Here is a 13269-nt window from a genome sequence, read left to right as displayed (position 1 = left end):
CCGATTCGTCTCGGAAGGACGGTGAATGGCACAACGGGACGGGCCCGCGTACCGGATCATGCGGGCTTATCCGGCTCGGGGGAAGTTGCAGCGGTTCACCCTCGACCGGTCGATCACCCTGCAGTGCTCCGGTTGTGGGCACGCGTCCATGTCGAATTCTGTGGTCACCGTGGGCGGCAACTGGTCCAAGCTGCTGTGCAGCAGATGCTATGGCCAGAAGTCGCACCCTTCGGCACAGGAGATGCAGAAGGCTGCGCGACCCGCCCGACGTGACGTGCCGGACAGCATCAGTCCGCTACCCCGGGACATGACATGGCTGGCCTCACTTCACCGGTCCATCGCCGAGGGCGGCCCGCTGTCACCGCCCGAACGGAAGCTGCTCGAACGCAGGACCGGCGAACCGACCACGGTCGCCGCGCTGCGCTTCGCGGAGTTGACGGTGGATACCGAGGCGCGCATCGCCGCACTGTCCGGCAACAACGGGGTCGCGGCTGAGCGATCCCGGGTACGGGACGTGCTCGCGTCGTCCTGCCAGCGCGCCGCCCTTGAGTTCAAGGACTCCTACCAGCGCGAACGCGAAACGGCTGCCGCCTTGACGATCGTCGAGCCGTTGCCGGCGGCGCTTCTTCGCGCCGTTGCGCCGAACGAGTTCGAGAAGGCGTTGACGCGGGCACTCCGCCGGCGACGCCTACCTCCGCACGCGCTGTCCCTGCCGGACCGCGACGTGTTTGTGTGGCTCAACGCGCACGAGTCGTCCAGGAACGGATCAATGCCGGGCACCGTTCGGGAGCTGAGTCGGCTTCCCGATGCGGAGTTCATCCGAAAGGCGTTGGCAGACGTTCAGGGCCACCGACGCGACGTCGACCTCTTCCACCCGGCGGTGGCAGAGCGGTGGGTCGCCTGCGCCGAGGAGATCTTGTCCCCGCTCAAGAGCGCCCGTCACGCGTTGGAGACCGACATACGAGCGGCGGTGACGCCGGCCAGAGGCAAACTGCTGGAGCGTCTGCGGGAGGTCGCCGAGGCGTACGCCCGGGCGAGCGCCAGGTGTCTGGAAGCGCGACTGATGGTCGGTGCGTTCCATGTTCGCGCCGCCCGCATCTGGGTGGGGGCGCCGCTGCGCCAGCTCCGTGCCGAGTGCCTGGCCGAAGCGGTGGTGCTGGTGGGCGAGGCAGATCCTGTGCTGGGCGGGCTGGCCGCGGACCTCTGCCGGGAGCACTCTGCTGGCTGCGCGCACGTCGATGAGACGCCACCCTGCGCGGGCTGTGTGCCGGAGCTGGCGAACGTGCTTCGTGAGCGGAGGAAGGCGGCGCCGATCACGGATTCCCCTTCCCCGAAGAAGGAGGTCGAGCCTCCGAAGACGAAGGCCGCACCGAAGGTGGACGCCCTCTTCACCTGTGTCCCGCCCACCGGGGCGAGTGGCACGACAGTCGTCGCGGTCGAGACCCACGACCGAGAAGACAGGCCGTCCGGCTATGGATGGGCGACCGCGAACGGGCCGCAAGGTCAAAGCGTCGCCCGTCCGGCGAACGCGCTCGACTCCGCGCTCGGGGCAGCGTGCGATGCCGCGCTCCGGGTCACCCAGGTTTCCAGGCGTGTCCTACTGGTCATGCGGCACGAGCGGGCGGCCAACCTACTGCGGGTGACGCTCGCGGCCCGCCAGGCCTATCCGCCCATGGACACTCCACTCTCGCCGCTTACGGGACAACACCTCGATGCGCTCGTCCGGCTCAGCCATCGCGTCTCCGTCTTCCACTGTGCCTGCCCCACGCTTCATCGGGGTTTCGTGCAGGCGGAGAGACTGGCGCGGCATGCCGTGCGAGACGGGGAAGCGACGGACGACGTAGACGTCATCCCGGAGACGCCGCGAGGCAGGAGCCGCCTGACCGGGCCGGGGGACGATGACGCGGCGGCGAGTTGGCTGCGTACCGAGGGACGCGAGCTGACCTGGTCGGTCGCCCTCCGCCAGGCGCACCTCGACGGCGGCTGGTGCCCGCTGCCCGATGACGCACAGCTCGGCATGTCGCAGGCCCGTCGACTTCACTTGCGAATCGACCATCAGGTTCGGGGTTCGTCCGCCAACCTGAACTGTCAGACGGCCCTGCGGACCCGGGGCGACCGGTGGGAACTGGCCGGGATCCCTTGGCCGGCCGAGCTACCGGCGGGCACGATCGTCGCCGTGACCTGGCCCCGTGGCGGCGACCGGGTGAGGATCAGCGCCACCCCGCTGACGACGTCCGAGCGCATCGACGGCGTCCATTTCGCCCACCGGTACGACGCGCGGGTGGTGACCCGGGAACACGCCCCAGGAGCCGGCAGGCCGGGACGGGTGCCCGATCTCAATGACATGAGCTGGGTGATGCACACCGTGCGCAAACTCGGCTACCTGACCGAGGACGGGGAAGCGATCCTCGCCGAGGACGCGCTCGTGCACAACTGCTTGAGGTTGGGACTTCCGCCGCGCCGCGCCCGCGACATTCCCCGGGCGGTCAAGCGGCTCATCGCCAGTGGTGCGCTCCGGCGGGTCGGCGGCTCCGTCGATGTCGACGGTCGTCCCTGGTATCCGCCACGCTCCGGTAACCGTCGGGTGACCCTGCTGCGTTACGTTCCCCGGGTGGAGCCTGCCCCGACCCCGCATGAGCCACCTGGGCATGTGGGGACGCGCCGTCGCCACAAGGTCGCGCCGCACCTGCGGACCCTGCCACCGGGTGCCCAGGCGTCACCGGAGAAGGAAGAGGAGTACCTGGAGATGGTCCGGGACGCCAGGATCGTGGACAGAGGTGGTGGTCTCCCCAGGGGCAAAACTTTGGTAAGCGGGCATGAACGCGACGGTTGATGGGAGGAACTGTCTTGACCAATGTGAGCGATTCCAAGACCTGGTGGACGGCGGCAGACGTGGAAGACGTGGCCGAGATGCTGTCGGCCCGACGCTCACGCCTCTGGCAGATGCTCCACCCGACGGATCTGGCCGCCTGGGTCTTCGCCGAGCCGGTCGTCGCCCCGTTGGCGCCCGCACCGGCTGATGCCGAGGAGGACTGGGCCGCTGGCCTCGACCAGTCCCGCCGTCGTGCCTGGGCGATCGCCGGGTGGGTCGCCCGCACCGTCGTCCCGGAGGCGGCCCGCACCGCGGGCCGATACTGGATTCTGTCCCGCCTGGATGACGGCGGCACACCGATGCTCCGGCTGACGGTCGGAGTGCTGGAGATCCTGGGCCTGTACGAGTCCGGGGCGGCGCTGTGGTTGCGCCTGCACGCCGCGCCGATCGGCCTCGTCGTGGAGACCGGGGGCATCGACCTGGAAGAGTGGCAGCGGTGGGGCATCGAGGTGCTCGACGACGATACGAAGACCCTTGCCGAGGAAAAGCTACTCATCCGCTGTCCCGACCTGGACACGGCGCTTTGGCTGCTGCGCCAACCGCCGGTGGTCGCCGGTCTGCGTCTGCTGAGCTGCTGGTTGGCCGCCGGGCCATTTTCCTTCGGGGGGCGATACCGCGCCGACGTGGTGGCTCGGGCATGGCAGGCGGCGGAGTGGCTGACGGGCGACGCCACCGAAGCCACGACGACCGATCCTCAGGGCTTTGACCGGCCCTACACCCGGGCGGCGGCATCCGCCGGCTTGCCGGCGCAGCGCGCGTTCGACGCGGAGAGATATCGAGCCGGCGTCGACGAACACGATCGGCTGTGCCGCTCGCTGCTCGATCATCTCGCCTCGATCGGTGTGCCGTGCGGGACCGGCCTGCGCGGAGTGCCGGTGGACCTCGCCTGGCGGGACAGCGACGGACGGCAGTTCATCGCCGAGGTGAAGAGCATCGTCGGCGGTAACGACGTGGAGCAGTTGAGGCTCGGCCTCGGTCAGGTGCTGGAATACCGGCATCGCCTCGTCACTCGTGACCTGCCAGTCCACGCGGTGTTGCTTGTGTCCGGCGACACGGAATCTGTGTGGTGGGACATCTGCGCGGAGAACGGCGTCATCCTGCTCGCCGGTGACGAGCCGTCGTCGAGGTGGGCGGAGCTGCTGGGAGTCACGACCGGGCGCTTGTAGGATAAGAATGGCCGTGAAGGCGTCATGTCTACACGCGAGTGTCTTGTGATCACGCACCACGGGTGGCCATCCTCTCGGTATGGCGAAAGACGATTGGCTCGAAAAGGCAGTAGGGGATCTTGCGGAGGCGGCTGCGGCGCAGGAGGCATCTCTGCAGCAGCAGCGGCTGGAGGAGGAGGAGCGCAATTCTCTCGCTGCTCGAAACAAGACCCACCACGCCAATGCCGTGCGAGTCGTTGTGGCAGCAATCAATCACACTCAAGAAATTCTCGGTCGTGTGCCGGATCCGAAGATGGTGCGGTTGTTCGATCGTCCCGGACGATTCCAGCGAGCCGCGTGGGGATGGAATCTGGAGATGCCTTCCTGGTCTGATATAAGCAGATCCGACAGCGAGGACAGGGTGGCGTTTGGTGGGTCCAGTAGAGTGTCGGAAAGTCTGTACATCAGCTACACGCCGAATACTCATGAAGATTCTTTCTATAATCGCGAGATGCGGGGAGAGGTCAAGATTCCTGATGCCATTTGCATGCTCGCGGACCGACGTTTTGTCGTCGAGCCCAAGGCGGTCGTCGACAACCACGACATCCTCAGTGCAACCGAAATGGTCGGCCGCATCTTGCCCACCAAGGTGGTCGTCTCCCGCTTCATAGACGACCGAAACAGCGCCACCGAGGTGGTCCCCCTCTTCCCGTTGGTCGCTGAAGCGCGGTATGCCGACCATGTCGAGCGTGTCGCCCGGCGATTCGCCGCAGGAATGCTTGCCATCCTCACAAGAAGAGGCCTGTCGATCAAATTGACTTGAGTACCTCTTCTGCGTCCAGAATTCGGCTATTTTGCCAAGCGGTGACCAAGAGTTGCGAACCTTGGACCGCAAAGGAGCAAGCCGCCCAGTACAGTGCGGAAATTAGCAGAATCGCGCCTGGCGGCAGGAGAAGTGAATGGTTGACCGAAACAAAAGAAACGACCGCGATGTCCTCGCCGAACAATTTAGCAAGCAGTGTAAGTGCGACGCTCAGCATCAAGAGGATGACCAGAGCCGCCAGTGTCACCGCCGCAGCGAGCCCGAGTAGAACCGCGGGCCACGCGAGGAGGGCGGCGCTCGACGCCGATGCTTCATGTATCGGCTCAGATTTTCGCGCGAGAAGATAGGATCGACCAAGAATAAAAAGAGCTAGCACGGTGTAGCTGCCGGATATCCAATCGACATGCAGAGACGCGATGTATTCGGCTGCGGTCTTTGGGCGCGGGTCGACTGAGTTCGGAAAAAGAGCGATTGATATGTAGTTGCCGGTAATGAAGCACAGCGTCACCGTGAGTAGCTGGGCCACGGGCACGACAACTGTCGTGATTACGAGGACTGGGAGGCGCTTGGGCCTGGTCCTCTGCAAATAATCCGTACCGCGACCGGCAGCCGCTCGGGCCTTCCTTGTCAGCGAGATCAACGATCTCACCTGCTCGTACCAACCCCACACGAACGAGATAAAAAGGAACAAGGCGACAATAGTCCCGCTCACGCCGAGGAGCGGGAATATCCTGCCGACCACATCTAAGACTGACGATGGCAGTCCATCAACGTCCATAAGTCGGATGGTAGTGGGTTGCTGGCATGTCGTCGGCGTGTGACGCCTTGACCTGGCTCACGGCCAACGGGACGATTCGTTGGTTGTCGACGGCACTCGTCGCTGTGGTTCGTGCGAGCCGGGGAGGTCGTATGGTCAAGAAGGTTTCCCACGCCGCCCCGGATGTGCGCCCGCTCCTGCGCCGGGCGCATCGCATCGTCAACGCCGGCGAGGGTGAGTACGCCTTCACGGACCTTCGCCGGACCAAGCTCGGCAACGTGCAGACGCGGCAGTTCCGCCTCTTCACCCCGGTCAGCCGCCCCCGGATGCGCCTTCCGACCGCCCTGCCGGAGTTCACCGAACTCCGCCACATGGCCAACCTGTCGGACAGCCCGGTGACGGTGGCCGCCCATCTCGGCGGCCACTGGACCGATCACAACCTGGCGGCCATCACCCACGTCGCCGCCTGCAATTTTCGGTGTTCCTACTGCTACGTCGACTACACGCACTTGGCCGGCGCTGATCACTTCGTGGCGAGCGCCGACGCTGTCGTCGCGGAGTTCGTCGCGCTCCGGGAGGCGCTCCTGCGGACCGGCCGGAGGCTCAACCTGTTGCGAATCAGTGGCGGAGAGCCGTTGCTGGCGCCATCGCTCGTCTTCGAGATTCACCATGCGCTGGCCGTGCGTGACCTGCTCGACTCCGTGGTCCTCAAGGTAGAGTCGAACCTCTCCACGCTGGCGTACGCTTGGCGCCTGAGCGGCGCTCATCCCGCAGCGCGCGATCCGGCGGCGATCCGCGGCATCAAGCTGCACACCACGCTGCACCATCCACCCGACAGCCGGGAATGGCCAGCCATTCGCGACGGGCTCGCCCTGGCGATCGAGATCGGCCTCGACGTGTACCCGGCGATCGGCGCGAGTGACTGGACCGCCACACAACTCGAATCGCTCTACGCCGAACTGGTCCGGATCAGCACCGGGCTTCCGCGACGACTGGCGGTGCGGCCCTTTCATCTCGACTACCCGGCATTGGCCGATCGCCGGCGACTGCCTCAACCAGGCCCGGGCGAGGCTCCCTCAGTCACCTGGGAAGGAATTCTTCGGCGGCACGCCGGTGTCGGGTACCTCGCGATGCCGCGACATCTGGTACCGCTCACCTGAGCCCATCACATGTCGCCCGCACTCGGAGGAACGATGTCAGAGCTCAGGTCCGTCACGATCTGCAGCAGCTCGAAGTTCTATGACACGGCCCGCCAGGCGGAGGCGGCCTTCCGTGCTCTCGGGATGATCGTCTACACGCCGCGATACGACTACAACGAGCAAGTGGTCACGGTCGGCGAAGCAGACAAGTTTCGCCTCACCCACGAGTTTCTCGCGAAGATCGCCAAGTCGGACGCCGTGTTCGTGGTCGCCAACGGCGGCTACGCGGGCGCGAGCGTCTGCATCGAGGTCGGCTACGCCGCAGGGCAAGGGAAGACCGTCCTGTTCTCCGAGCTGCCGGCCGAATTCGCGTTGCGCGCACTCGTCGACGCGGTGGTGCCGGTCGACGGTATCAGCGACACCATCCGATCTGGGAGGTATCCCCAAGGCGTAGCGAGGACGTCACCGTGATCATCGCCGCCCCGGGGCCGTCCAGCCGACTGTTCGAACCGGTCGCCGACATGTTCGGTCACCTCCTCGCCGCGCCGCAAGGATCGCACCCACGCTCACTGTGGCAGCGGTCCGGCACGGATGTGCTCGTCCGGTGTCGTGGCTTCGACATCCCCGAGCTGGTGGCCTCGGGCGCCGTCGACCTGGGCATCACCGGTTATGACGTGTGTGTCGAGTTCTGTCTCGCCACCGGCGAGCCACTGATCATGCGAGCGTTGCCCGCGGCCCGCACCTCCTTCGTCACCTACTGCACCGTCGCGGGCCGGGACGTCGAGACGATCTACACCGAATACCCGGCCATCACCGAGGCGTGGTTGAGCGCTCGTGCCGACCAGCGACCAGTGCGTATCGTACGGCTGCACGGCTCAACCGAGGGTGTGATCCGCGCCGATGACCATGGTGCCGGCGTGTTGCTCGTGACGTCGGGGGAGACGCTTGCCGCGAATGGACTGGACATCGACGTACCCCTTCTCGCCACCGACATGTGCGTCGTGACTCGGTCCCAGTCCGTCAGATGGCCGGGGACGGGCGATCTGACGGCCCTCACCCTGCCGAGCTTTACCTCGGGGAGATGAGCAGTGGAGATGGAGATGGCCACCGTCGCGGCCGGCTGGGCGGACGTCCTGTCGATCTTCGCCCGTGGCGGCCCCGCCCGGGTCACGACCCGGCACGGCATCTGTTTCGACATTCCCGGCCTCACGGTCCGGCTGCGCAATGCGGCGGATCTGACACCGCCGTCCGGCTACCTATACCCGGAACTCATCAAGGACTACCGGGACCGGATCTTCGGCGACCAGCGCGAGTCCTCGTTGCTCTACCAGCGACTGCGCGGCTGGATCGGCCCGGACGATTCACCGATCGACCAGTTCGCGCACGCCACGGAACTGCTTCGTCAGGACGCACACAGCCGGTCGGCGGTCTTCTCGATGTGGCGGCCGGAGGAGGACCTGGGCGGCCGCTTCCCGGTTTCACCAGTGGGTGGCGCCCTCCGGATCGTCGGCGACGACCTCGTGCTCTTTCTGACCGCACGCAGCGTCGACGTGTGGATCGGGTTCGTGCCGGAGATGCTGACCTTCGCGCAGTTGGCGGCCGACGCCGCGCTCGCTCTCGGCGCGAAGGGCGCCAAGGTCTGCTACCACGCGTGGAGCGCCCACATCTACGAGGTTGACTACCTCACCTATCTCGCAGGCGCGTCATGACCCGCTCGCTCACGCTGCTGGACAGCGGCCTGGTCGACCCGCACACCATCGACCGGGTCCTGCAGTCGGTGGTGTTCTTCTCCGACCGTGTCGTCCTGCGCGCGTCCTTCGAGGTCGCATCCGTCTACCGCGAGCGTGCCGGCGAGATCAACCGTCGGGTCGACGAGCTGCACGAGGCCGGGCTCCTGCGGCTGTGGGGCCACGAGTACGAGGTCGATGACGGCGGCCGGGTGCGCTACGGCCCGTCCTCGGGGCGGCGGCGACGTGCCGACCTGGTCATCCCGCAGGGGCAGATGCGCACGAGCCTGACCCGCATGGACGAGGTGATGCGTGCGATCCGGGAGGAGGCGTACCGCCGCCACGACGGCGACCGTGGCTCGCTACGCCAGGGCGCGGCGGAGATCGTGAGCCTGCGGAACCACATGGCTTCCCTCGTCATCTCCTCCGAACTGGGGCAGGACGGCATGCTGTCCAACCCGGCGGTGCGGACCGAACTGACCCGGCATCTCGGCCGGCCGCAACCCGAACGCTTCGAGGCCGCGGTGGTGCGGGATGTGCTTGCACAACTCCAGATCGGGACGCTGGACCAGCTCAACGTCGACCAGATCCTCGAGTCACGGCGGTACAACGCGGGCTTCCGAACACTGCTCGACGAGTCTCTGTCGGCAGTCGCACGGGGGCACGACCCGGTCCTGACCCCGGAGGCGACCGCTCGTGAACTGGCACGTCGATACCGGGAGACCGTTGCCGAGTTCGCTCGACCGCGCATCGGCGGACAGGTAATCCAGGAGGTTGTCTGGGACGTCCTCGGTGCCACCGTGCCGTCGACGGTCGTCCTCAAATACGGACTACGTGCCCTGACCTGGCGGAAGGCCGTGCAGCGGGCGAGGCCGTTCCTGCTCCTGATGCACCTGGAGAGGTCCCTCCGGCAGTCGGGTCACGCCCCTGGCCGGCTCACCTGAGGCCGGCGACCGCATGTCGGGGCGGCCTGCCAGCACTTCGCAGCGCGTCCTCGATGTCCGGCAGTACGCGGTGCGCCGACGCCGGCAGGAGGTGGGTGAGGTGCCACATTGCCACCCGCACATGATCTCGACCCGACGTCTCGGCCGCCGTGTCGGTCGCGGCAAGCGACCAGACCAGGACGAACGCCAACGCGTAGCCGGCCTCCGGGGCGTCGAAATCCAGGTCGAACCAGTCTCGAGCCTCCCGTGGAAGGCGAAGCGTGGCGTCCCGTCGTCCACCACGACGTAGAGCGTCGGCGCACGCTGTCGCGCTCCGCTGCGGGACCCGATCCTCGACCGTCCACGCGACCCCGAACATCGAGGAGAGCGAGGCGGCCGCCGAGACGATCGCCAGGCTCTCCTCGCGACTGACGCGACGCCGCGAACGGAACAGCGTCATGACGGAGCCTCACGAGCGAAGATCGGCACCGACATGAGGGAAGAGTGCCACGCGGCCGACCATGGCTCAAGGACCCTCCCGCGGGCCGACGAGGACGGGTCATGGCCTCACCCGGTCGGGTGATCGGAAGCGCTGTTCAGGACATCCAGGATCGCGGCGGCAACCTGCTCGATGTAGTCGATGGTCCGGGTGGTTTCGGCACCGTCGATGGGCCGCTTTCCCGTCGGGTTGTCGGGGTCATCGTCGTACTCGTGGGCGATCTTGTGCCGGCGTTGCACGATCTGCCGAAGCTGGTCCTGCACCTCCTTGCCGGTGAACGAGACCCCGTCGCCACCCTGCTGGGTGAGCACCTGTGCCACGCGATCCCAGAAGCCCTTGACGTCGTGGACGAGGGCGAAGCCTTCCCGAATCTTGTCCGGGTTCTGGTAGACGAGGTGGCCCTGGTCCCGCAGTTGCTGGTCGAGGGCGTCCACGAGGGTCTTCGTGCCGAGCTGGACCTGCTCGACCAGCCCGAGTGCCATCTGGAAAGTGGCGAACGCCTTGGGCTTCTGGACCGAGGGCTGAGCGACCAGTTTGAGCATCCGGGCGCGGACCTCCTGCCGTACCCAGTGGTCGAGCGCGGCCACGCTCTGCACCCAGGCGGCCCGGAAGACGTCGGACACCTCGAAGGCGCCCACCTTGAGCTGAGCGAGATGCTGGCCAGCGGTGGCAAGGCTGCGGGCGTAGTTGAGGTTGCGCTTGAGGTTGGTGAACGGTGCGACGTCGTGGTCGCGTTCGGCGGCGTTGACGGGCTCCTCGGGCAGGACGAGCATCGGCGCCGTCGAACCCAGGAGTCGTTCGAGGCGCGCGATGCTGTCGGCCTGGTTGATTCGGTAGACGGTAGTGAGCGACGGCAGCGCGAGCACCTCTCGCTCCACCGACGCCCGTGGCACGTCGGTGCGCGACCAGCTCACCGCGCGCGCGTGCCGGATCCCCGACGGGAGGTCCGTCCGGTACTCGTAGGGCCCCACCACCTTGCCGATGGCGACATCGGGGCTCGTCGCTCGGAGGAAGAGCACAACGTCGCCCACGGCCATCCGCGATCGGAACGCGATCAACTGGATCGCAAAGTTCTCCACCGCACGCCCCTCGACGTCCGGATAGGCCGCTCGGACCCGGTCCTTGATCTCCACGGGACTCACGGTGCCGGTCAGGTCTCCCGCCGCCGACCAGCCGACCGCGATCAGGTGCTTGTCGAGGGCGAGTGCATCGTAGTTGTCGTCACGGCCGGCCCGGACGATCCATGCTTGTGCCATCAGGTTCCTCTGTGCGAGTGCGTGAGCGGTCAGTCCGTGCTGGTGATCGGGAACTTCACCGAGCTTCCGTCCCAGGGCTTCGTCTCGATGACGGGCAGGGTCGAGAGCGGTTGCGACGTGTCGAGCTCCCGGTCGAAGACGGTCCGCCATTCGTCCGGCGTCCCGGTGACCAGGAACGGCCCGATCCGCACCTGCAAGGAGTCCTCGATCATCTCGACCGGAACGGACTCCCCGGCGATCGTCACGTCGCTGTCGATGCCGGAGACCCGGGCCGACTCGATCGCGCTGTCCATCTCAGCCATGCTCGCCGACCCGGCCCAGGAGATGCCGTCGCCGGAGGCGGTAAGCACGATCTGGCCACCGTCACGGAGTCCGCCATACAACGCCAGATCGAGCGAATAGCCGGCACTTGGGTCGGCGCTCTCGGAGGTCACCTCGCCGAGGAACGAAGGACGGAAGCGGTCCAGGAGCGAGTTCATGGCATCCGTGAGCAGGGTGCGGCGCGCGTTGAGGAATCGTTGGTAGCCGTCCGGGTCCCGCAGCGACTCGTCAAGCGGCACGAGGTGCGCCCGCAATTCCTCGTTGCTCAGCTCGCGGAAGTAGTCAGCCGGGCTTCGCCCGTTGATCTTCTTGTTGGCCTGGCTGGAGATGAACACCAGGTTGGCGAGGTCATTGATCATCGCCTTGTCGAACCGGGTGTCGTCAAGCGTCGAAGGCGGGTGAACGTGGTGGTGCTCGAGCTTCGGCGCGTCTGCGGCATCCGGGAGGATGTCACCGCCATACCACCAGTCATGGGCGTCGCCGGCCAGCGCCACCAGCAGGCTGAGGAAGAAGTAGGGACTTTCCTTCGTCCGTCCGCGCAGCGCTCGTTCGGTCACCTCGGCCCGGGAGTTCTCGACGTTGAGGCCCTCCAACAGGGAGCGGACCGGATCAGGCTGTCGGGCGGCACGGATGTCCTGGCTCAGCCGGGTGTCGGTGGATCCGCTGTAGCGGGTGCGGATGGTGGCCAGCAGCAGCCAGTAGATGATCCCGTTCGAGGTTTCCGGGTCGATGGTGTCGTCCTTGCGCTCGCCGAGGAGTACGACCAACGGGATCAGGACGATCATCGAGGGCAGGGGGTCGGAACGGGTCAGCCCGAGGTGCGACCGGAGCAGCGGGATCAGCCGTCGTAGGCCGTACTTGACCACCCCCCACCCCCGCTCCAGATCGGTGTCACTGGTCTGCCGCAGCTTGCTGTGGGACCACACCGACAGGCCCCGTCCCAGGACCACCCCCGCCAACGCCCGGGACAGGAAATTGACATCGATGTGTCCGTAGCCGTGGCGGAGCCAGTGCTCCGACTCGCTCTGCAGTTCGGCCAGCACCCCCTTCCACCGCGTCGACAGGGTGGCCATCGCCAGGTCGAGAGTGCCGAGGCGGCGACCGCCGCTGTTGACCCGGACGAAGATCTCCGCGACCTCCTCGTACGGAAAGCCCTTCAGTACCTCCATGACGAATCGACGATTGCGCAGGTCCTTGATCCGGCTGAGTCGATCTTCGATCTCGTGGTCCTCCAGGGACGACTTGGCATCGAGCAGCCGCTGGGTCAGGCGCACCATCGAGGTTTTCTGATCGAGCACGTCCGCCACCTTGACCCACTTCGGATCGCGTTGGGTGGCCGCACTCTGGTTCTGGAACTTCTGGTTCTCCACGTGGAAGACGACCTGTGCTTCCGGGTGGTCGGTGAACACCCGGTGCAGCGACGTCAGGCGTTGCTGGCCGTCGAGAAGGAAGAGCGGCGGCTTGCTCGGGACCGCCTCCGGTCCGCTGATGAACATCTCGCGGGTCTCCGGTGCCTCGTCGGTCTCCCAGAACAGCAGGGATCCGAAGGGATAGCCCCGGTAGATGGAGTCCATCAGCTTGGCCACCTGTGTCGGCTTCCAGACATATTCGCGCTGGATCTCGGGAAGCAGGATCTCGGCATTCGAGATCTCGTCGATCAGCTTTCCGATGGACCGTTCGATCCTGTCCACGTGCATCAGTCAGTAACCTCTTCATTGCCGAGAAGGTAAAAGCCGAGCCAGGGCCTCTGCCGCGACGTTGAACGAGACAGGCCGCTCTCCGACGGTGAGACGCCGACGGCGGCGGT

12 protein-coding genes are annotated in these 13269 nt (G+C 66.5%); 8 read left to right on the top strand and 4 right to left on the bottom strand.

Features of this window, described 5'->3' with window-relative positions; genetic code table 11:
- Positions 1 to 25 precede the first annotated feature (25 nt).
- The 3 genes from TPA0908_RS25090 to TPA0908_RS25080 all read left to right on the top strand — a co-directional run bounded on the left by TPA0908_RS25090 (position 26) and on the right by TPA0908_RS25080 (position 4840).
- Positions 26 to 2833, top strand: a complete 2808-nt coding sequence (locus TPA0908_RS25090; RefSeq protein ID WP_281941876.1) for a hypothetical protein — start codon at positions 26 to 28, stop codon at positions 2831 to 2833.
- 14 nt (positions 2834 to 2847) lie between these two features.
- Positions 2848 to 4038: a hypothetical protein gene (locus tag TPA0908_RS25085; RefSeq protein ID WP_281941874.1), complete on the top strand. Its 1191-nt coding sequence runs from the start codon at positions 2848 to 2850 to the stop codon at positions 4036 to 4038.
- A 79-nt stretch (positions 4039 to 4117) separates the two neighbouring features.
- Positions 4118 to 4840, top strand: coding sequence for a hypothetical protein (locus TPA0908_RS25080; protein ID WP_281941873.1), 723 nt, complete (start codon positions 4118 to 4120; stop codon positions 4838 to 4840).
- Here the strand turns inward: TPA0908_RS25080 and TPA0908_RS25075 are convergent.
- Complete coding sequence (locus tag TPA0908_RS25075) at positions 4827 to 5618, bottom strand: hypothetical protein (protein ID WP_281941871.1); 792 nt, start codon at positions 5616 to 5618, stop codon at positions 4827 to 4829. The two genes, TPA0908_RS25080 and TPA0908_RS25075, sit on opposite strands and share 14 nt — an antisense overlap.
- A 131-nt stretch (positions 5619 to 5749) precedes the next feature.
- Between TPA0908_RS25075 and TPA0908_RS25070 the strand changes: the two genes are divergently transcribed.
- The 5 genes from TPA0908_RS25070 to TPA0908_RS25050 are packed head-to-tail and all read left to right on the top strand — an operon-like array spanning position 5750 to position 9407.
- Positions 5750 to 6757 carry a hypothetical protein gene (locus TPA0908_RS25070; protein ID WP_281941869.1) on the top strand — a complete coding sequence of 336 codons (1008 nt, stop codon included), beginning with the start codon at positions 5750 to 5752 and terminating at the stop codon, positions 6755 to 6757.
- Positions 6758 to 6790: 33 nt separating this feature from the next.
- Positions 6791 to 7207, top strand: a complete 417-nt coding sequence (locus TPA0908_RS25065) for a TIR domain-containing protein (protein WP_281941868.1) — start codon at positions 6791 to 6793, stop codon at positions 7205 to 7207.
- On the top strand, positions 7204 to 7821 hold the full coding sequence (locus tag TPA0908_RS25060; protein WP_281941867.1) for a type 2 periplasmic-binding domain-containing protein: 618 nt from the start codon (positions 7204 to 7206) through the stop codon (positions 7819 to 7821). Before TPA0908_RS25065 ends, TPA0908_RS25060 begins: the two co-directional genes overlap by 4 nt.
- 9 nt (positions 7822 to 7830) lie before the next feature.
- Positions 7831 to 8445, top strand: coding sequence for a thymidylate synthase (locus TPA0908_RS25055; protein ID WP_281942694.1), 615 nt, complete (start codon positions 7831 to 7833; stop codon positions 8443 to 8445).
- Positions 8442 to 9407 (top strand): hypothetical protein, encoded by a 966-nt coding sequence (locus TPA0908_RS25050; RefSeq protein WP_281941866.1) that lies wholly within the window; start codon positions 8442 to 8444, stop codon positions 9405 to 9407. Before TPA0908_RS25055 ends, TPA0908_RS25050 begins: the two co-directional genes overlap by 4 nt.
- Here the strand turns inward: TPA0908_RS25050 and TPA0908_RS25045 are convergent.
- The 3 genes from TPA0908_RS25045 to TPA0908_RS25035 all read right to left on the bottom strand — a co-directional run bounded on the left by TPA0908_RS25045 (position 9400) and on the right by TPA0908_RS25035 (position 13159).
- Positions 9400 to 9846: a hypothetical protein gene (locus tag TPA0908_RS25045; protein WP_281941864.1), complete on the bottom strand. Its 447-nt coding sequence runs from the start codon at positions 9844 to 9846 to the stop codon at positions 9400 to 9402. The genes TPA0908_RS25050 and TPA0908_RS25045 overlap by 8 nt on opposite strands.
- Before the next feature lie 107 nt (positions 9847 to 9953).
- Complete coding sequence (locus TPA0908_RS25040) at positions 9954 to 11141, bottom strand: restriction endonuclease (RefSeq protein WP_281941861.1); 1188 nt, start codon at positions 11139 to 11141, stop codon at positions 9954 to 9956.
- A gap of 29 nt (positions 11142 to 11170) precedes the next feature.
- Positions 11171 to 13159, bottom strand: a complete 1989-nt coding sequence (locus tag TPA0908_RS25035; RefSeq protein WP_281941859.1) for a GmrSD restriction endonuclease domain-containing protein — start codon at positions 13157 to 13159, stop codon at positions 11171 to 11173.
- Positions 13160 to 13269 lie beyond the last annotated feature (110 nt).

Origin of the sequence: Micromonospora sp. AKA38 (assembly GCF_027925725.1) — a bacterium.
Taxonomy (GTDB): Bacteria; Actinomycetota; Actinomycetes; order Mycobacteriales; family Micromonosporaceae; genus Micromonospora.
Note: the sequence above shows the minus strand (reverse complement) of the source record. Positions and strands in the feature narration are given on the sequence as shown.